This window comes from Rhizobium leguminosarum (assembly GCF_002953715.1).
GTDB lineage: Bacteria > Pseudomonadota > Alphaproteobacteria > Rhizobiales > Rhizobiaceae > Rhizobium > Rhizobium leguminosarum_V.
In genome coordinates, this window is sequence record NZ_CP025015.1 from 16,398 (window position 1) to 37,260 (window position 20,863).

13 protein-coding genes and 1 pseudogene are annotated in these 20,863 nt (G+C 56.9%); 5 read left to right on the top strand and 9 right to left on the bottom strand.

All coding sequences use genetic code 11. The features are described 5' to 3' along the window. Positions 1 to 42 precede the first annotated feature (42 nt). The 5 genes from CUJ84_RS32405 to CUJ84_RS32425 all read right to left on the bottom strand — a co-directional run bounded on the left by CUJ84_RS32405 (position 43) and on the right by CUJ84_RS32425 (position 9,445). Positions 43 to 3,396, bottom strand: a complete 3,354-nt coding sequence (locus CUJ84_RS32405) for a UvrD-helicase domain-containing protein (protein WP_105009684.1) — start codon at positions 3,394 to 3,396, stop codon at positions 43 to 45. Next, positions 3,393 to 4,034 carry a hypothetical protein gene (locus tag CUJ84_RS32410; RefSeq protein WP_105009685.1) on the bottom strand — a complete coding sequence of 214 codons (642 nt, stop codon included), beginning with the start codon at positions 4,032 to 4,034 and terminating at the stop codon, positions 3,393 to 3,395. The genes CUJ84_RS32405 and CUJ84_RS32410 overlap by 4 nt, the downstream gene beginning before the upstream one ends. Then, positions 4,031 to 4,825: a hypothetical protein gene (locus CUJ84_RS32415; RefSeq protein ID WP_105009686.1), complete on the bottom strand. Its 795-nt coding sequence runs from the start codon at positions 4,823 to 4,825 to the stop codon at positions 4,031 to 4,033. The genes CUJ84_RS32410 and CUJ84_RS32415 overlap by 4 nt, the downstream gene beginning before the upstream one ends. Before the next feature lie 406 nt (positions 4,826 to 5,231). After that, on the bottom strand, positions 5,232 to 8,306 hold the full coding sequence (locus tag CUJ84_RS32420; protein ID WP_105009687.1) for an AAA family ATPase: 3,075 nt from the start codon (positions 8,304 to 8,306) through the stop codon (positions 5,232 to 5,234). Next, positions 8,303 to 9,445, bottom strand: coding sequence for an exonuclease SbcCD subunit D (locus CUJ84_RS32425; RefSeq protein WP_105010005.1), 1,143 nt, complete (start codon positions 9,443 to 9,445; stop codon positions 8,303 to 8,305). The genes CUJ84_RS32420 and CUJ84_RS32425 overlap by 4 nt, the downstream gene beginning before the upstream one ends. A 77-nt stretch (positions 9,446 to 9,522) precedes the next feature. Here CUJ84_RS32425 and CUJ84_RS32430 point away from each other — a divergent pair, with 77 nt between their 5' ends. Next, positions 9,523 to 10,314, top strand: a complete 792-nt coding sequence (locus CUJ84_RS32430; RefSeq protein ID WP_158686989.1) for a hypothetical protein — start codon at positions 9,523 to 9,525, stop codon at positions 10,312 to 10,314. Positions 10,315 to 10,641: 327 nt separating this feature from the next. On the opposite strand, the gene CUJ84_RS32435 is transcribed toward CUJ84_RS32430, so the two are convergent. After that, positions 10,642 to 11,781, bottom strand: a complete 1,140-nt coding sequence (locus tag CUJ84_RS32435; protein WP_105009689.1) for a hypothetical protein — start codon at positions 11,779 to 11,781, stop codon at positions 10,642 to 10,644. Between the two features lie 209 nt (positions 11,782 to 11,990). Further along, on the bottom strand, positions 11,991 to 12,275 hold the full coding sequence (locus CUJ84_RS32440; protein ID WP_420493416.1) for a LexA family protein: 285 nt from the start codon (positions 12,273 to 12,275) through the stop codon (positions 11,991 to 11,993). Between the two features lie 28 nt (positions 12,276 to 12,303). On the opposite strand from CUJ84_RS32440, the pseudogene CUJ84_RS32445 reads away from it, so the two are divergent. From CUJ84_RS32445 to CUJ84_RS32465, 4 genes and pseudogenes are all read left to right on the top strand, one after another. Continuing rightward, positions 12,304 to 13,415 (top strand): annotated as a pseudogene (locus CUJ84_RS32445) (IS630 family transposase). A gap of 225 nt (positions 13,416 to 13,640) precedes the next feature. Continuing rightward, positions 13,641 to 14,603, top strand: coding sequence for a hypothetical protein (locus tag CUJ84_RS32450; protein ID WP_158686990.1), 963 nt, complete (start codon positions 13,641 to 13,643; stop codon positions 14,601 to 14,603). 2 nt (positions 14,604 to 14,605) lie between these two features. Then, complete coding sequence (locus tag CUJ84_RS32455) at positions 14,606 to 15,334, top strand: hypothetical protein (RefSeq protein WP_158686991.1); 729 nt, start codon at positions 14,606 to 14,608, stop codon at positions 15,332 to 15,334. Positions 15,335 to 15,507: 173 nt separating this feature from the next. Beyond that, complete coding sequence (locus tag CUJ84_RS32465) at positions 15,508 to 17,079, top strand: hypothetical protein (protein ID WP_245457640.1); 1,572 nt, start codon at positions 15,508 to 15,510, stop codon at positions 17,077 to 17,079. A 373-nt stretch (positions 17,080 to 17,452) separates the two neighbouring features. Here the strand turns inward: CUJ84_RS32465 and CUJ84_RS32470 are convergent, their stop codons facing one another. Beyond that, complete coding sequence (locus CUJ84_RS32470; RefSeq protein WP_158686992.1) at positions 17,453 to 17,989, bottom strand: M23 family metallopeptidase; 537 nt, start codon at positions 17,987 to 17,989, stop codon at positions 17,453 to 17,455. Between the two features lie 79 nt (positions 17,990 to 18,068). Beyond that, entirely contained in the window at positions 18,069 to 19,022 is a 954-nt protein-coding gene (locus tag CUJ84_RS32475) for an Ig-like domain-containing protein (protein ID WP_105009693.1), read from the bottom strand. Between the last annotated feature and the right edge of the window lie 1,841 nt (positions 19,023 to 20,863).

Sequence of the window (20,863 nt, forward strand, 5' to 3'; positions counted from 1 at the left end):
TTTCAGGCTATCGGAAAAAGCACCCGACGATTTTTCGTGTTTTTATGATGGCAACCGCACCCCGTCTGTGGCGCAGATGAAATAGTACGGGCACGTCGGGCAATTGCGGTCCGACGTGATGGGATCAAACCTGCCCTGGGCAATTCCACCGAAGTAGCTCTCGATGACGCCCTCGATCGCATGATTTACCTTGCCGCTAGCAGATCGTTCGCCAGTCAGTAGCGAAACGTGTTCAAAGTTGACGGTTGTGCCCGAATTTTCCCTGGCGATTATCGAGAAGATCAGCGCATCGCGCACTCTCATTTTTTCACTCTTCGAAAGGGGGCCAGCCTTTAGCCGCTGAACCGTGATACGCGATCCAGTGGCTTTTATATTGTCGGCGTTGGTCGTGATGTTCTTGCCCGCTATTATCGAGCTGCGCGGCGTTGGCAGCCTTGGTCCGGTCAACTCCTTTTGAGCGAGCCCTAGCATCTGCTTCGCGGTCTTCTCATAGAGGCCGCCGTGGGGATGGGTCGATGGGCCGTGCTCCAGCCAGGTCGCCGAAAACTGCAGTTCCATGCCGCTCCATTGCGATGACGGCGTGTCTTGCAACCATTTCACGGTCGATCGGACCACCGAGATAAATTTTAGATATGGCCGGCGTTCAGTCTTTGATCGCAGCCTAAGAACATCCTGGTAATAGAACTTTCTGGGACAGTCGGCGTATCGCTCAATCGCCTCGACCGTAATTTCATCAATCCCGTCCGAATTACCAAGGAGAGCAGGAAAAGGTGGCGCCTGCTTGCCTTCCGAGACCCAGGTCGGGCTGCTCGGGTTTGGCAGCATACCGCGGATGGGGTCTAGAAGAGGCGATGGATTAGGGCGTGGCTGGCCCCCGTATTTGTTCGAGCGCGATAGGCTCAAAATGTTCTTTGCGCGAGACAAGGCGACATAGAACAGGCTCTTTTCCTCCATGTCGGCGGTCAGCAAGGGATCGTTCTCGATCATCCCGGCCGGTGGCGGACAGGGGTCATACCTATTGTTCGGCGGAAAGTGCGAGGGGCTAAGGCTCGGCACGTGAACGACCGGAAATTCAAGTCCCTTGCTGGCGTGGACGGTCATGAGGCGCACCGCGTCGATACCTGCGGCGGCGGCGGGCAGACGACGAAACTCCTTTTCCTCATCAAGGATTTCGAGCCGTCGCACATGGTCCAGAAACGACCGCTTTGGATTTCCCTTTGTAGTGTGGTGCTCAAAAGTTACCTGGAGCAGCTGATAAATCGCCAGCCGACGCTGCTGAGCGGAAATCGTGTCCTCGATGATATCCGGCGCTAGGACGCCGCCCTTGTTGAACAAATAGTCGGAGATCAGCAGGTGCGGCGAGGTCTTGAATCCAACTCCTGCCAAATCGTGGGCGAGGGAAGTCAGTCCAATCATGCCCTCGTCAGACAAACCGCTTTTATCAATTCCGTTCTGAAGCATAGCGAGCAGGCTTTTCTCGCCCTTGCCCGCGCGATGCAGCATTTCGATGATGTCGCTGACAGGTATCCTGTATTTAGCCCATTGCCCAACGCGCAGCAGTCCCAGCCCGTCATGATCGGCCGCCACGGAGAGAAGAGACAGGAAATCACGGATTTCCGGTCGTTCGAAAAAGTCGCCAAAGTATAGGCTCGGAATTCCGGCCCGCTCAAGATGAGCGGCGATCCGCACCAGAGTGCCGTGCGATCGTGCTAATACCGCGTGATCACCGTGGGCGCCGCCGTTGGAGACTTCGAGCTGGATACGGGCTGCGATTCCCTGCTGCTCGGCTTCTCGCGACAAGGCTACATTGAAATCGACAGAGCCAGTATTCTTACCCCGATGCGGCTCAAGAGGCTTGCTTCCAGCGCCGCCTCCAAGCTTCAGCGTTCGGCCGAATGCGTCGAAGATCGAGACAATCCGTCCACCGGAACGATAATTTATCTCCAGGTCAGTTGGCTCTGGTGCCTTGAAGCGATCGCGGAACCGGGACATGTTGATGGGCGACGCGCCACGGAAACGATAGATCGATTGCTTGACGTCGCCGACCACCCATGGTCCGCGTTTGGGATCGGCGAGGATTTTAAGAAGCTCCCCACTCGCCCGGTTCATGTCCTGGTACTCGTCGACAAGGACGTTCCGATAGGTGCCGCGGACTTGATCGGCGATGTCGGGACGTTGCTTGAAAAGCTCGATGGGACGGACGATGAGGTCGACGAAATCGACCATTCCTCGTTCGCGCAACGCATCGTCGTAAACCCGATAGACGTGTGCTACTTCAAGCGCCTTGGCGGATGCTTCGGGGTCAGTCGCCTCCATCGAACGGGCATAGTCGGCGTACATCAACGGGGAACAGATCTCGTCCTTCGCGCGGCTGATTGCGCCAAGGATCGACTTCAGGCCACGCAAAGGTTCATGGAGATCGAAATACAGATCGAGCCCAAGGTTGGGCATGAGTTCCTCAAGGAGGAACAAGGTGTCGGTTCTGGTGACCAGCTTGGGAGCGATGTTGGGGCCGATCTCTGACCAATACAGCCGCAAGATCTCCAAACCAAAAGCATGGAATGTTCCTGTCCATACGCCAGCACTCTTGTCCCCAATGCTGGCATGAATTCGTGACGCAAGATCGAACGCCGAGTCATTGGAATAGGTGAGAGCCAGGATGCTACTCGGGGGCTCTTCTTTTTCGACTAAATGCGCCACGCGGCTCACGAGGGTACGAGTTTTGCCCGTACCAGGACCGGCTCGCACCTGATGCGGACCCGGAGGTGCTTGGATGGCCTTAATCTGGCTGGGATCTGGATCGGGCTCCTTTCGGAGCGGACGAGCAGGCGGGTCATTTGGCAGCAGAAGCGCGTCGGCTAGTTGCTGAAGGACCAGGTTTTCCGGGACCTTCATCTCGCTAGCGATCTGTACGGCCGTCGCGCCTCCGGTTAGAAACCGCGCCTTCAGTTTATCGCGGGGCAGTAGCAGCTCCCGGGCGAAAAGGTTCGCTTGCGCCTCCCGCCGTTGTTTCGGGCTATATGCGTCTCCTTCGCCGACAGCTGATCCCTCTGGCTCGGCGGGCGTCCATTCATCGATATCGCCGTGGCTGCAGCCGTCGACTTCATCGTGAAGTCGGTGGTGGCCGAATTCGTGCGCCAGGCAGAAATATTCTTCCTCTGCTTTCAGGTCATTCGCACAATAGATTTTGGGCGGTTCAGGGTCGGCAGCTGTAACATATGTAGCACGCGCACCGTCGAGTAGAATGTTGTCGGGTGCGACAAGCTTGACCGAGACGCCGCTCGTTTCCTTCGCCCGATTAAGCAAATCATCAGCGGCCACCAACTCGCCGGTCTCTCCGGCGAGTTCGGTGTGCCAATGTCGTGCCTGAGAGCGTACCTCGTTCCAACTGGTCATGGTGGCCCGGTCCCTTTCTCAATTGACCGAAGCCACTCTTCTTTTTGCTCCGGCGGCATCGCCGATGCCGTGATGGCGTCCTTGAAACTCTCGGTCCTTACTTGAGCAGGACCCCGACTCTTCTGCAGCGCACGCGGTGAGGTAGCGCGGGGCGGAAGCGACAGCGCACGCCAAACTTCTTCAACACCAACCTTAAGAAGTTCAGATAGCATGGTGGCCAACACTGTCGGGATACTCGCGACGGGAATACGGCAAAGGTCCAGCTTCGTCACGATTTCCTCATCGAGGCGCACCTTTGCGGCGAGGGACGCAAACGTAAGACCAACGGCCCTGCTGAACTGCGCAAGCGTCCTAGCTTGCGCCCGCGCGGAGGGGACAGCGTTCGCCTTGCGAGCATGCAACAGGTTCAAAGCATGGCTCACTCCAATGTTCACGAAACGTTCAGATCGAGATTGTACGATCTCTTCATCTCCCGTTTCTGCCTGGACAGCCCATTCCGCGAAATAATTTGTGAGATCGTCGGAAAACTGCGGGTATCGTTGGATCCACTGCAGCAAATTTTCATGCGAAGGTGTCACATCCTCTTCCAGCAGGAATGTAAGCACGTCGTCGAAGGTAACATTTTGATCAGTTGTCATTCTAGTTCTCCGTGGGCCTCACGCATCTCCTTTTCGGCGCGTTCGATCCAATACTGGACCGTTCGGCGCTGATTGGAGCGGAGGCCAAAATGGCGCAGTACCGAAGGGACGGTAGGATCGTCATGGTACATTGGCCAGTCGCGCATCTTGCGCAGGATAAACGCCTTGCGATGACGGGGGTCGGTTACCGCCTTCAGGAGGCGTCGCATCATTCCCTGGTCGATTCTGGTAGCAAGCGAGCTGTAGGGATCGTTAGGCATCGCTACAGCGTCGAGCGGGTCGGACCCGTTCGCGGACTTGGAAGCCGTCGAAACCTGATAGGGCTCGGGATGTGTTTCGAACTTCGCCGCCGCCTTGATCGCAAGTTGCTTAACTTTTCCGTTGAAGTCCACTTCCAGATACTCCGACGCACGGGTCGGAACCTCGGTCATGATGAGCTCCACGAGCTGAAGACTGACAGTGGTGTCAATCTGCTGCAACGTCGTCGGATCCATCCCTTTCAAGATGAAGCCCAGCTTCGTCGAAGCACGTTTCAATACTTGCCGAAGTAACCAACCGAATGCCTTGTCATCGTCAAGGGCATGTCGTGCGAGATAGACAAGTGTTTGGCTTTTCCACCGTGAGCTATTGCCAACGATGATGGTGTCCCACTTGTCGATGGGATATTGGATGATCTCAGTGATCTGCCGCTCTACGTCGGCGAAACGCGCGTAGGGCATCCCAAGGCGCGTGCTCTGGGTAAGCGGATCGGGGCTTTTCAAAGGCCCAAGTTTTTTGGTGACAACGCTCATACCACCTTACAAGCCTCACTTCGACCGAATCGGAAAGCATAACAAAAAAATTTCGCGCAAAGCGCCGAACGCGGCCTCATCAGTTCGGAAGCTTGCCGTCCGTCTCCAACATATCGAGCAAGTCTGGGGTATCCGGGTCCCTTCGGTTGCGCAGACTTTCTCCGCGATACAGGCAAGGGTGTTTCGTTCGAGTAAGACCATGCCCTCCTTCAAAATGAGCCCAGCCGGCCCTTTGGCATGTGCACGCTAATTATGTGAGCACCGCACTTGGGGCAGAACCGCTGATATGCCGCATTGCCGTTCTCATCACGAACTTCTTGGTAAACCCACGTCTTTCGAACGTGAATGGTTTTTCCCGATGCCGTGCGACGCTGATGCGCACGACGCTCAACCCATCTTCCCGGCATCAAAAAGCACTCCTCGTCTGGATTGTGCTGCCCCACGGTCCCCTATCGACATAGAAGCCATTCGGAATCGATTCCTGCACCTCTCGCACGTGAGAAATCAGACCCACCGCGCGGCGTTGGCTCACTAGTTTGTTGAGAACGTCCAACACCTGGTCGAGAGTCCCTGTGCCGTTCTCGGCGTCGAGGCTACCAAATCCTTCGTCGATGAAGATCGTGTCGAGTTGAACCTTGCCGCTCGCACTTTCGACTACGTCCGCCAACCCCAATGCCAGTGCGAGGGCAGCAATGAAGCTCTCGCCTCCTGATAACGTCGCCGTTGGTCGGGATTTGCCGGTGTAAATGTCATTCACACGAATGCCTAGGCCACGACGGCCGCGACCGCTTTCCTCAACCTCACGTTCAAGATAGTAGCGGTGACCCGTCATCGGTCCCAATCGCAAGTTCGCGGCTTCAAGCACTTGATCGAACATGGCGCCAATTGCGAATGTCTCAAGATCCAGGTTCTGGGCGTTCTTACCATCAAACAAGCTGGCCAGGCGACGCAGAGGACCAGAACTGAGCTCGAGTGCATCGAGGCGCTCCATCGTCTGGGCGAGTTGCTCCTGGAGGCGAATCAGGTGATCCAGTCGGCTGGCTGCTTTGATACGAGCTTCTTGCGCAGCCTCATGCGTACTCGTCGCCTTGACTCGGGTCTCCTCAAAAGGAGGTAGGTCAGGTCGCAACAATCTGACGATCTTGGTTCGGGAGTTGTCAACGGCCTGTTGAGCCGCCATCAAGTGCTGCCGATGCCGCTCCACCCGGCTTCGATTGTCGTCGATTTGGTCGATCGCCGCCTTGAGAGCATGAAACTCTGCTTCCGTAAGGTGCGCCGCATCGAGACGGGCGTCGAATATCTGCCGCGCTCTTTCCAAACGGACTTGACGAGCGGCGAGGGCGTCGTTTGCTGCTTGCAGATCGCGCCTCGCAACGATCGAGGCCTCACGAGCACGCGTTGCCTCCTCGGCCACGGCACGCATTGTGGTTTGGCGCTGATTGTGGAGATGCTGCCTCTCGTTAACGGCGATTTCAAGCGCAGCAACGTTCCTGAGGTTCTCAGGTACATCGGCCAACGTCAGCGATAACTGCGACTGCGCCACGGCCTTAGTGGTCTTCGCCTCGTTGGAGGCTTGTTGAAGCTCCCCGTGGGCTTTCTGATGCCCCTCGATTCTTACCTCGCGGTCCCGCAGCTGCGTCTCAAGGGCAATCAAATCTATGACTGAGCCGAGCGCGCGAACTGCATTCGCGCAGTCTTGGAGTTTACTACGGAGCTGCGCGGAGGACAGCTCGGGCTTCTCAGCTTGGACAAGCTGACCCTGTCGCTCTGCAAGGATGTCTCGCGCAGATGTAAGCTTCTTGTCCGCATTGCGTTCCGCAAGTTCCGCTTCTTTGCAATGGCGTCTGGCATCACGGAATGCCGAATCCAAGCCAACGTTTTCGACGCGACCTGTCGCAGGTGCTGGATGATGTGTAGCGCCACAGACCGGGCAGGGTTCACCATCTGCAAGTTTGTGGGCGAGGTGAAGAGCTTGGGCCTCGGCCAGCTGTCGTTCCGCTTCGGAGAGCGCGGCCTGTGCCTTTTGGAGGAAACCGGTCGCGTGAGAATGATTGCGCTCTTCCGCTTCGACCAACGCGGCTGCCGATTGTGCGCCTTGCGCGACCGTTTCGTAGGTCTCGGCGACCTTGAGGGCGGCCGTCAGGCTTGCGGCTTGTGTTGCAGTGGTCTGGCGCTGCGTCTCGCTGGTCCGCGCCGTCTGCAGCTTCGCGGCAAGCCCGTCCTTTTCGTCAATCAAGCTTTCAATTTCGCCACAAGACTTAGCGACAGCCGCCTCGGCCTCCAGAAATGCAGCGGCGCTTCTCTGCGCCTCCTCAGCTAATGCCGCTGAGTTTTCGACTGTTTGACGGTGACGCGCGAGCGACTCGAGCTGGCGGCGAAGATCGTCGATTTCAGCACTACGTGCGTTTTCGGCGGCGAGTGCTTCTGTCGCCCGTTGCTCCCTGTCCGCGGCTGCCTTCTCCGCTTCCTCTTCAACGACTTTCTTTTCTTGTGCCTCATCGACGTCGAGATGTGCCTCTCGAAGCACGCCTTCAACGTCAAGGAGGCTTCGGGCACGTTCGGCCTCGGCTACGCGTTGGGCAAGCTGTTCGATCTCGGGAGCGAGAGCTTCGAGTTTGAGGACGTCAGCCTGCGCTGTTTCGACCGCCGCAAAGAGCCTTTCGGTGTCGCGAGCGAGTTCCAGCGCAGCTCTTGCCGCGGCGAGATCCTCTAGTGCCCTGGCTTCTTCTAGACTACGGTCGTGTAGTGTCGCACGTGCACCCTCTATTCCATCGACGAGGGCGTCCGCGCTCTCGAAGCCTTCCCCGGATAGCCGGCGGGAGCAGACTTCGCGTTCGGCACGCACCTCACGTTCTGCATCTTCCGCGTCGATTCTCATTTTAGCCGTCAAGCGGCGGTATAGCGAAACGTCAAAGAGGCTTCTAAGGATTGCGAGCCGATCCTTCGTGTTTGCAGCGAGAAAAGCCTCGAAACGACCTTGGGGCAACAAAACGATTTGCCTGAATTGGTCGACGCCATAGCCGAGCAGGTCTTTGATCGACGCCTCGACCAAACTTGTCTTCTTTTCTGCAACGGCCTTTCCGAGATTGCCGCCGGTGATGTCGTCGAGCGACAAGCCGGTTGCGTCAAACAGCCAGGCCTCGTGGGCGCTGCGCGTCTCACCAAACCCACGTTGCTTGAGTCGAGCTTGCTCCGGCCGGCGACGGACGACATACCGGCGTTCGCCGATGTCGAAGACGAACTCAACCTCCGTCATCAACTCCGCGCTGGCATGGTCCGAACGAAGCGAACCTGGATCCTGCTCGGCTTTGGCCGGCTCACCGAACAATGCGAATGTCATGCCGCTGAAAATGCTGGATTTACCGGCGCCGGTTTTGCCATAGATTCCGAAGAGCCCGGTTTGAACGGCATCGCGAAAGTCGACGACCTCGGTTCCAGCGAACGGACCAAATGCCTGGAGTGTCAGCAGCACGGGTTTCATGCCGCGTCCCCCTCGACCTGCATGCCATGCAGCACCGCACTCACCAGTGACTGCTCGGCCTCCGTCGTACCTTCGCCGCTGATCTGCTCAAGGAATGCATCGACAACGTCAGTGGGAGCCGTCGCACGCGCCGCGGAGGCGACCACTTCCTTGGCCCCAGGAACTTGCTCGTCCCGCGCGTAGCTCAAATGGCAAGCATGGGGAAACACCTCACGCAGGCGCTTCATCGGCTCGATCAGTGGAATGTCATCTGTCAGGATGGCCTTAATGAAATCGGTGGACGGTTTTCCCACGACGAGCTCACTATGTTTACCGCGAAGGACCCGCACACCCCGGGGCGGTTTGAAAGGAATCGCTTCGATCCAGATGTGCCCCGCGCCATCCATTTCGACGAAGCTCATGGACTTCTCATGATCCGTTTCATCGAAACCGAATGCCAGTGGCGAGCCGGAATAGCGAATGTGTTCTGCGCCGACATGCTGAGGACGATGCAAGTGGCCAAGCGCCACGTAATGTGCCCCGGCAAATACTTCCGGAGACACTGTCTCTATGCCGCCAACGCGGGCGAGAGGTCGTTCGACGTCACTGGTTCGAGCGCCGGCGACGAAGGCATGAGACACCACAACCCACCGTGCGCCGATCGGGACACCTCGCCGGGCTGCGGTTAACTGAGCTACCAGCACGTGCTCCGGGGTTGTGATTTCCTCGTCTCCGAAGCATTCTCGCGCGGCGTATTCGTATGAGAATGGTAGTGCCGAAAACGCCACCGGTCCGTGTTCGTCGGTCAATACTAGAACTGGTTCATCTGCGCTCACAACGCCACGCACCAGCGAACGGGTCCCGTCGGTGAGAACCGCCATGGCGCCGATCCGGTCGCCAGAATCGTGATTGCCCGCGATCACCACCACGGCGGCTGCGGTATCTCGGGAAATACGGGTCATGAAGCGGTTGAATTGGCGAATGGCAGACGACGGTGGAGCCGCGCGATCAAAGACATCTCCGGCAATGATCAAGACATCTGCGCGCTTTTCGGAAACGGCGCCAAAGATCTGATCAAGGATGACGTCCTGATCGCCGTCGAGTGCGATGCCATTGAACTGTCGCCCAAGATGCAAGTCCGCTGTGTGAAGAATGCGCATCGTCATAACCTGTATAATTTCTATACATGTAATTTCTATATGGACGTTCGCGTCAGAGTCAATATAGGTTCGTGCTCATGAGCCTTGATGACCTCAAATATCCCCAACGGCAACGATTAGTGTTCCTCGATCGCTGCCTGACCTGGCGCGGAATGGCGAAGCGCCGTGACCTGATCGACCGGTTTAAGATTTCCAGTGCCCAGGCCGCCATCGATTTCCGCGAGTACCTAACTCGAGTCGCGGTGGCGCCGATCTACGACGCGACACAGAAAACCTATGTCGCGGCGCCTGGCCATAAGCCACTAGCTCCGTCGACCCTAGTGGAGGCATTTGAAGCACTAGATGGGACGGGGGACGGTTCGACGATAGCTTCCATTCCGCAACCGGTGCGGCAGGCCACTCCGGCTACAGTCACCAAGCTTTATGCGGCGTTGAAGGGGCAGAAGGCGGTCAATGTCGCATATACGTCAATCAATTCCGGCGTGGACGATGGTCAATGGCTTGTGCCAACTCGTTTCATGTCTGACGGAGAGAATGTTCATCTCCGAGCGTTCAGTTTTAAACACCATACTTATCGGGACTATCTACCGATTCGGATAAGCCCATGGAGCACATTCGAGCTTCGTGATTTAGAGGCGCCGTTGCCGGCCGATGTCGACTGGCACACTAAGGCGGTATTCCGGTTGCGTCCCAAGAGTGATCTCTCCGACGACCAAGCCGCCGTGGTTAGACGAGAGTATGGGTTCGACGGTGAGTTTTTGGTCGTAGAGATCCGGAAAGCGATGGAGATCTATTTCAGGAGAAGATGGCGATTGGAGGAGAAGAATTCTCGTTTGGAGGTCGCTAAGATTGACTTTGAGAACCTTTAAGGCCTTTTCGAAGGTCGAGACGATTTAGCGCTGTCTGCTTTCGGGAGAATGGGACCGTAACGCTCGGTCCTCGCGAGGCGCCCGGTGCTCTACAGTCTGCTCTGCAGCGCATCGGCGTCCTGACAGCACCTCAGAGATTGCCGCATCGGGACAATCTGAGTTCGCTGATCGGGCGACCTGACGGGATCTTTCATTGAGCACACGAGATCAGTGAGGCCCAACTGGACGATGGAATGCGCCACGCACGGCGCTTCATCGAGTAGTTTGCGAAATCTCTGCTCGATCTGAATCTTTTGCAGTAGGCCATCGTAGGGACAGGCTGGGTCACTATGGATTCTGCAGTTTCCATAGGCGGTATTGCTCGCGCAGCTTCGCTTCTATCGCAATCAGTTGGCCAGGATAGTCGTGTCCGCCGAAGCTGCGTGCCGCGATATCGGTCGACAACTGGACTAGGCGCCAAGGTGTGTATTCGTGGAATGGGTTTAGCCCGATGACATTGCCAAGAGACAGGTCAGCCGGCGCCGGCGCCGTCAAGAGCTTGGTAAACGTTGCAATGGCTGCGTTCATGTCCCACCGTGAGACAAACAACGACAGGGCGCACAGGGCAAGGAGTGGAATCGGCGGTCCCCTCCACTTGTAGGAATCAGGATCGATCGGGCTGAACTTTATGCCAGCGTTCTTCGCGACAAAACCGCAGAGCGTCAGAGCTGCGTCGTAGTGCGGCCGCAAGGTACTGACATCAAAAACCTCCTGGTCCTTGTGCTTGGTGGCCAGTTCCTTGGCTCTGCGCCAATGAGGTAGATCGAACGGCGTCTCCCTGAGAAGTTCAAACAGGGCAAGGTGCTCTTCTGTGAAGTGGTATTTCGCGGCCGCGGCCCAATCGAAGCCTGGCATTTCTGCCTGGGCGGGGTGGAAGGTCCAGCGTTGAAATTGCGAGTGGCGCCGGAGGCATCGGGTCCATTCAATTTGCTCAGGCGTAACTGTTACTCGGACGCGGCTAGAGGCTTTCAGTTCGAAAAACCATTGGCGCATGGCCCGGATCGTCGATTGATCGAACAGCCTTTGCTCGATGCCCTTGCACACAAGCTCTCTGATCAGTCGTGTTTCTGCGGATTTCGCAGATCCGAGATTCACGAGCCCGTCAGATTGGGTGAGCACGCCATCGTATTCGCCATAGAATTCACAGAAAGGATGATGGGCGTCGGTGCCGTCCTGGCCAACGAACCGGAAGTGAGATTGCCTAATCAGCTTTTGTGTTGTGCGGGCGCGAGCCGAACGCACGACATGAGCGCCGGTCCTGCCGCACGACGAACATCGAACGTCCGAGCGAATCCAGTCGCTCCATTTGGGATCTATTTCGGGAACGTGCTCGTCGGCGGTAATGGGCTGTCTTCCGCTCAGCAACCAGGCGAGTTGCTCGACGTCGATCTCGCGAGCGTAGTGTTCCGAGTAAGCAGTGGTTGCCATAGAGCCTCCTAGAATGATCTTCAATGTCCGTTGGACGTGTGTCGCCGTTGGTTGAATTGGACTCAGATGTCTTGATCGACGGCATTGAACTCGTGAGGCACCACGTCGTTGACGCTGGCAGAGGCTCATGGTGGTCTAGGACCTCGCTGAACGCAGTCGTGTCCGGGCTGCCCCCTAGTACCACGCCACAGAGATTATGACGGTTTGTCTTATCGTAGAATTGGCAGGGCTTCTGGTGGGATGAGAAGTTGGATGCTGCGTGCGGCGCCTGGCACGCGAGATATAAAACCCGCCTTCTCGAGGGTCAGCACCATCTGGTGAACAGACGGAGCCGTAACGCCGAAGTGGCGACGCATGTCGGCTTCGGCCGGAGGCTGTTTGAAGATGCGGCTGTAGGCGTAGATGAAGGCCAGGTACTGGCCTTGGATCTGCGTAAGGCCCCGTCTTGCCGTTGCGGCTTGCGGGTCAAGTGAGGGACTCATTTTGGGATTCATCTGCGTCTCCACGCTGAAGGAGGTGTCGATGAATATAAAGTTTCACATAGAGCTTAGCCAATCGGAACGTGACCAACTGGCCGCTTTGTTGAGCGGGGGGTGCCACAGGTCGCGCAAGATCAAGCGCGCCCAGATCCTGGTCGCAGCGAACGAAGGCTTCAGCGACGAGGTGATCGCGGCAACCTTGAACGTCAGCGGATCGACGATCTACCGGACCAAACGCCGGTTTGTGGAAGCCAATCTGGAAGGGGCGCTCAGCGAAGAACCGCGCCCGGGTGTTGAGCGCAAGCTATCGAGCAAGGAGGAGGCGCTGTTGGTAGCGACCGCCTGCTCAAAGCCGCCGCCTGAGCCCGCTGGACCCTGGAGCTTCTGGCAGATGAGATGGTCCGGCTCACCGATCATGACCAGTTGTCCTCGGAGACCGTGCGTCGCCGGCTGGCTGAGAACCATCTCAAGCCTTGGCGCAAAGACATGTGGTGCATCCCAAAGATCGATGGGGAATACGTCGCGCGCATGGAGGATGTTCTCGACCTCTACGCAGAAACGCCTGATCCACAAAGGCCCGTGGTCTGCTTCGACGAGAGCCCGACCCAACTCATCGGCGAAGCGCGCGAGCCCATTGCGGCCAAGCCTGGCCAGCTTGAACGCTACGATTGCGAGTATCGCCGAAACGGCACGGTCAATCTGTTTGTCTTCATGGACGCCCACCGGCCCTGGCGCAGGGTGAAGGTCACCGATCGGCGAACCAACCAAGACTTCGCCGAGTGCATGCGCGAACTGGTCGACGTCGATTATCCCGACGCGCCGATCATCCGCGTGGTGATGGACAACCTCTCCACTCATTCCGCCGGGGCGCTTTACGACGCATTTCCCGCCCCGCAAGCTCGAAGGGTGCTGAAGCGACTGGAGTTCCACCACACGCCCAAGCACGCCAGTTGGCTCAACATGGTCGAGATCGAGATCGGTGTCCTGCGTAGCCAATGCCTCGACCGTCGTATCGACAACAAAGACACCATAATCGCCGAAGTCGCAGCCTGGGAGCAGCAACGCAACGCCCACGGCGCAAAGATCCAATGGATGTTCACAACCGAAAATGCCCGCAAAAAGCTCCGCAAAGCTTACCCCGTCAAAGAGTCATAATCTCTGTGGCGTGGTACTAGTTCAAGAGCTCATCGCATTCGGCCGTTGTCGGGCTTGCCGCGCCGTTGCTTCTCAGTTCCAGGTAACCCGAATTAGTTTCTTGAGCCAAATCTCAGATCCAAATGCACTCTACACGAATAAATTTAGAAATTCGATCATTGCTGCCTGGGCGTGAATAGTATTATATGCGTTGTTGGACTTTATCCCTCAGGCAGAAATAAGCACGTGTTTGAACCTGAATTGTTCGGAATTGCGGCCTCCCGATATGCAGATTTTGGGATGTCGTTGATTACTCCGTTGCTTGGCTTCCTGTTTCTTTACTTCCTTCGTCTTCCACTTAAGAAGCTGCCCTTTATCGGAGGAGACGTCAATTATACTCCTCCAAGTTGGGTGCTGCCGCTCTTCGCCATGAGCACTTTGTTTGCATTGGGGCTATCGTTCTCAATTGCCTTTTTTTTGATGCAGATGCGCGGCGAACCAAACCAAGTAGATTTCGCGAATAGCTTCGAGCGGAAGATCGATTACGCTCCAAATATCGGCACGGTTATCGGGGCGTCATACTCGTTGGTGGAATATGACGGAGACAGCGATGTCAGGATATTCCTGAACGGATACCGGCTGTTTGGCACTTCATCTCACTGTATGCTGAACTTCCAGTGTCGCAACGCTGCGGACCTGGGCGCAAAGGCACGCTTTTCTGCCGCAAGAACGTTCGACCTGCCCGATTTGTCGTACAAGCATGTCCGGCAACTGAGGTCTCTACCGATCTCAGAGGACGTCACCGATTATCTGGTACCGGGGCAGAACATCTTCGATCTTTTCTTCGGAAACTCAGGCGTGGGCGACTGTGCAGTTCAAGCTCTGATTCATCTGCGTGGCGATAAGACAGAGAGAGACTTGAGATTGACCGTGACCGACGGACTATCTGCCAAGCCTGTTGAACAGACGACAGGGCCGGGTTTCGACGCCTATGTTTACTCCGCCTCTGCCGATCAGAACTCTCCGGAATCGGTTAGCAAGTACGGCACTTATATCGACAACCCATCCTTTCGGGTGTGTGAACGGATTAGGGTCATCTTCCAAGTCTCTAATGGCTTTCCCTTCGACGAGGCAACCTGGAAGGCAAAGCAACAAGCCCGCCAGAAGGCAGAGAACTGCGAGATAAATCCTCGAATGCAAGGGTGCTAGACTTGATCGGTTTTCAGCGCAATCCGTACCAATTTATCGGTCCACCACCGCGGCCGAACAAGCCGCCCTCTTGGTGGATGCGGCTTATCGGCAATCGAATTGCGCTGGCATGTAGCGTATTGCTGCTAAGCGTATGCACGGGTTGGATCGTATCGCCGGAATTCGGGCTGGGCATTAGGTCCGCGGCCCCAGCTAGCATAGACAGCGATGGCGGATACTTGGGGGAAATTGAAACGCTTAGGATGCCAATCGGTGCGAGAACTAAAGACGACATCAGCACGTTCAAAATTGAAAATGGCGGTGGCGACGACTACGTAAGAATATACGTGAATAACTATTTGGTCCTCAGCGACGAAAGCCCTGAGAGATTATTTTACATGACAGCACCGGGTGCACAAAACGAAGAGGTGAGGAAAAAATTCTTGGAGATGGCCGTCGATCGTCGTGAATACAGATTGGGAGCCGTGGATATAGCTCCCTTTCTGAGGAGCGGATACAATTATATTGTCTTTGAAAATGAGAATTCCACTCTGGGCGCGTGTTCAACCGGAGTGATGATGTCTGTCAACGAACAAAAACTGGAAGGCTTTCCTAAGCAGATACCGGCCCGATTTACCGCGGAAGCATCGGTACTGAATGCCTCTCTGGTGAAGAGAGCAAAAGAAGCAGGCCTGCCTCATTTGAACAACGCACTCTGCGCCCGTCGAGTATTTTCCATTTATCTATATTGAAAGTTGGCTGATAGTTTCAATGCGGGCTAGGCTCGGGAAGTTCGAATCGTTCAGTTGCACCAATCCACATGCTCAATGCGGGCGCCATGGTCTTGCAAACCCTTCCTTGAGGAGGATCTTGCCAACTTCCCTGCCATCGGAAAGATAAACGTTCACGAGCGGTCTTCGTCAACGTGCCCGAACTGATTGCCATGGTCCGGAGCTTCGCGGACGTCGTTTTGCCCGAGGATCTTCGCGATTACGTCAAGGTTCCGGCGATCTCGACCGGCCGGCGGCAGATCCTCACCGCCAAGCCGACGCCGGCGTTCAACGCCTATCAGCAGATTCTCGACGCGCGTATCAAAGCCATCGAAATGCGCGATCGGCCGGCAGAGCCTGGCGACGATATCCTGCTCTCGGTTATCACTGACGGGCGTCACGCGGCAATCGATCTCCGGCTCGTCGCCCCAGTCAACGACAACGAGGAAGACAACAAACTCAACCTGCTCATTCGCAACGCCTTCCGCATTTGGCAGGAGACGGCTGAGCACACCTATGTCCGGCCAGACGGCAAGCCGTTCGAACAACCCGGCGCCGCGCAGATGATCTTTTCCGATCTCGGCACGATCAACGTCGAAAAGACGCGCGGGCTCTCGGCCTATCGCTGGATCCGTGACGAACTGGTCCGCCTGGGCGTACCATCGGCGGAAATTGCCTATATCCAGGACTACAAGAAGACCGAGGCCAAGCACCGCCTGTTTCCCGATGTTCGCGCCGGTAAAATCCGCTTCCTGATCGGTTCCTCTGAGATGATGGGCACCGGTGTCAACGCGCAACTCAGGCTCAAGGCACTGCATTATCTTGACGTGCCGTGGCTGCCATCGCATATCGAACAGCGCGAAGGCCGCATCGTCCGCCAGGGCAATCAGCACGACGAGGTCGACATCTCGCCTACGCGACGCAGTCGTTCGCTCGACGCGTCGATGTGGCAGAATAATGAGCGCAAGGCCCGCTTCATCGCGGCGGCTTTATCCGGTGACACGTCAATCCGGCGGCTCGAGGACCTTGGCGAGGGACAGGCCAATCAGTTCGCCATGGCGAAAGCGATCGCCTCAGGTGACGAGCGATTGATGAAAAAGGCTGGTCTCGAGGCTGATATCGCTCGCCTCGAACGGCTGCGCGCTGCCCATGACGATGACCTCTATGCCGTTAGCCGTCAGATCAGGGACGCCGAACGTGACATCGAGACCTCGACGCGGCGGATTGGCGAGATCGGCAGGGACATCGGACGCCTTGCTCCGACCACTGGTCAATCCTTCACGATGGCCGTGCTCGGCAAATCCTATGACGAGCGGAAAGACGCGGGCCGGGCGCGGATGAAGGAGATCCTGACGCTTGTCCAACTCCAGCAGGAGGACGAGGTCATGCTGGCGTCCCTCGGCGGTCTCGATCTTGTGTTCGTCGGCGAACGCTTTGGCAAGAGTGATGGCTATCGTTATACGACTGTGGTCCAGCGAACCGGCGCCGACTATGAGGTCAATCTGTCCGTCACCGTGACGCCGCTCGGGGCGGTCTCCCGTCTCGAGCATGCGCTGAGTGACTTCGAAGGAGAGCAAGTTCGCCATCGACGGGACCGTGATGAGGCGCGCAGGCGGCTGTCCTCCTATCGCTTGCGTGAGGGCCGTACCTTCGCATTCGCAGACGAGCTCACTGAGATGCGCCGGCAGCTTCGGGAGGTCGATGGAGCCATTGCCACCGCCGCATAGGTAGAGGGATAGAACGGCAGAATCCTTCGCAGCTCGGGATAGGTGGCTGAGTTTGCGGGTTTCTAAAGATGCCCGCCCACAGCTATTTCTCAATATTGAATAGCGAGGAATCCACGAGGTTAATCTTATCCTGTGCCTGGAAGCCGAACACCTTCTCGAATTTCTCGGGTCCGAGTAGACGCGCTGCTTCATCAAGAAGGTGTTAATTGCGCGAGTTTAGCATCTCAGCCGGCGGTGGTGCCGAGTTGTCCGGCGAAGCTCTGAACCTCTCCCCGTAGCGAGAGCAGTCGGTTCAGCAACTCCGGTTCATCAGCCAACACGCTTCTTGCTGGCGAAAATGCATTCGCCTACCCGTTGCCAGCAGCCGCTTTCCCTAGACTCCTGCAACGCCGACTGGCACCAGCGCATTGGGGTTCATGGCAACCTTCGAGCGGTCGACAGCGCTCGCATATGCGACCCAGATCTGCGTCTGATACTCTATGTGTAGATGGGGTTCATTGGGGTCGGGATTGCCAGTGATTCCGGTCTTTCCAATGACCTGCCCGGCGACAACCGGATCTCCTTTCTTCACCAGGGCCTCGTTAAGATGACAATACGCCACGCCAATAGTCTGCCCGTCGACATTATAGCTTATGGACACATATTTTCCCACATCGGTGCCAAAGCCCACCTCCTCGACTTTGGCGTCCGCAACAGCGAAACACTCGGTACCTTTCACGGCCTTGATATCGAGTCCAGCGTGAAACTTGGTCCCGCTGTTACGAGTACAGCCAAAACGATCCTTCTTCTTGCCGGTTGCCAACTCCATTGCAGCAAGAGGGTTCTTGACCGGGACCGGAGCTGCCGGCCACACCGGTGGGTTATCGCACGGATTTTCTACAACTAAATTTGGCAATTTATCCTCCATCATAAGCATAACCATGATTCGTTAGATGCACAGAATGATACGCAACAGTAAAAATCAGCGTTAGATGGCCTTTCTGCGTGAGTTAAATTGTCACTGTGACCGTCACTACCGCGCCGGCAGCTACATTGACTGCCTGCTTTACCTTTTTTTCTACACCAGAAGCGTCCCTCGCCTCGATCTCTATTTCGTGGGCCCCGGCACTCACCGAGCACTCTCCGGCTTCAGGAAAGCGGCCTCCGGCCGTCGTCGCTCGCAGTTGACCATCGATTGTCACATTGATCGACGCGTTGGAGGGAACGTTCTGTCGGTAAAACTCGACGACGATCCTCGCCGGCTGTTGGATCGGTGAACGAATTCCCAACCTCTCAAACAACTGGTTTACCGTGCCGCTGCCGCCGGCAACAATGAAGGACGTTATTATATATCCTGGTGTTGTTTTGCCGAATGATGTTTGCGGACCGCCGGTAAATGCGCTGAGCAGGTCGGAGACCGCGTCGAGTTTGTAGAAAAAGACGAAGAACGCCGAGACCGCTATTGCAATTGGCGTCCGAAAACCCTTGCCCAGCAAGTTTTCTTGGAAATACTTCCAGTTGAATAGCGTAGCCAGACCTATCTCAAGAACTAACGCAAGAACCAGGATAACTCCGAGCACCCCGCCGACACGCACAGCATCAAAAGTGACGACACGCATCGGAGATTCGACCGTGATCGATATTTCTCCTTCGTACTTCTGGCCTGCCTGATCTGTGGCTTCATACTTGACAATATCGGTTCCGACGTAGTTTTTCTTGGCAATGTAGCTGATGGCCTTATCGTCGTTTACCTTGTCAGCCCTGCCGGCATCAGGATTCAGGTTCGAAACTGAAACAAGCTTCGCCGTTTCAGCGAGTTGCTCCTCCATCAGAATCGGAATTGTGATGAGTTGTCCCTGCTCAACCCTCTCCGTCCTTTGTTGCGCGAAAGCATCAGCCGTCGCGCAAAAAACGGGCATAATGCAGATCACAAGAATACCCAAGATACGATGCGTTGAAATCAACTTACCCTCCTCCCATTGGCGGTACAGTCTTCAGGTCACGCCACAATATTTCATGACGAATATGTTACCTCCGATAGGCATAGCAGGACTGACAAATGGCCCCCAACTGCCCACAATTTTCTGGGCCTGCTCATATGGCCAATCGTCCGAAAGCGACGATGGCTTCTTGGATGGCGTCTTGCCGGCATCGTCCGAGTACCAGATCACGAAGTGCCGGCAGACTTTGACATCATCGCTGGCAGCGTCATCGGCGGCTTTCAGGCAGCGTTCCCAAGCAGCCTTTGTTTGCGGATCCTCTAGGTCTGCGGCGACGGGGATTCTCGCAGGCGGCATGCCGTCGCCGTGTCGCTTGTAGGCAACGCCAGCGATGAAGCGGCGGGCTTCGGCAAGCGTGGCAGCATCACCTGTCAGTTGCCGCGTCCGGCCGAAAACGTGGCCCGCGCAGACGACGCGATCGAGCGCCGGCAGCGGCAAGCGCGGCCGGATGTCGGGCGGATTCTCCGGCAACTGCCCGCCGCCGGCCCGATCGACTTTCAGAAGCGTGGACGTATCCGGCGACCGGATCGGCAAATCACCCATCTGCCAGACGAACAGGGCACGGCGGCGGATAAAGCCGATCGCAAGGTCATCGAGCAGCGCAGGGAATTCAATCCGCTGCGGCAGCGGTGCGGTCGCGTGCAATGCGACCCGCGCGACGGAAGGGCCTTGCGGCACGACAAGGCTGTAGACCGCCGGCGGCGGCGCAATGACCGGGCGCGGAACGACCTTGGCCCGCGCGGACAGCGTCCTGTCGACCCGTTTGGTCTTGCTTGGATCGCCCGGATCCGGCTCGTTCTGCGCAAACGCGATCGAGATGACGATTTCATCTCCATCCTCGAATATCACGGGCTGGTTGTTGCTTCGCAGCTGATCGAACGAGATTGCATAGGCCTGCCGCACGGCTACGGCGTAGCCAGGATAACCCTTCCCGTCTGGCGTCTTTAGCACCTTGCCGACTTTTATACCGGCGATCGATAACGGTTCGACGGCCTTCTCCGTCGTGTCTTGTCCTCTTTGTCGTTGGCGCTGAACCAGCAGAAAAGACTCCAGGAGGCCGGTTACGCCCTCGGCAAATGTCCCCTTCTGTTCGTCGATCCTGCCGAACGCCAAATATAATGGCGTATCGCTGCCATATTCAAAACGATCGAGCCCGACTTTCCAGGACTTGCCGTTGTTGTCGCGCTGCGTGTCGGACGCACCGGGGCCACACAACTCGCGATCATAGGAGGGATCGCCAAATACTAGGGTCGAGGTATCGATCTTCACGCTCGGTCGCGAGGTCGGGCGTACCGGCAGGCGCAGCGAGAACTGACGACGGGTCTCCGGGACAAGATCTTCCGCATGTGCCGGATCATTCGAGCCTGCCGGCCCGAGATCGAAGATTTCGTCTTGATGCGGCGGGTCGGAGCTTTCGCCGTCCTTGCCACATTGCAGCAAGAGCACGACGTCGGAGTCGCCGTCCACCTCGTCCAGCCGTGTCTGCGCACCCGTTATGTTGTCGGCATGCAGTGTCAGCCTGATGGCGGTCCCGACCCTCGACCATCTGGCCCTGTTGAAGGTCACAATCGAGCGGTTGATCGACAACGCGGCGTACAGTCCCGGCTGCTTCCTCAGCACGCCGAGCCCCGCAAGAGCCTTCGCCAGGTCATCGTTGTCGGCAGTAAAGCTCGGCGAAGTGACCTCGAGCGTCACATTGCCCTGCTTCCAGTCGTCAAGCACCGACTGGTTCCATCCCGGCACGAGCGGCATGTCCAGCACGCGAATCCGGTAGCTCTTCTTGTCCTTCCGCAGCACCGTAGCGA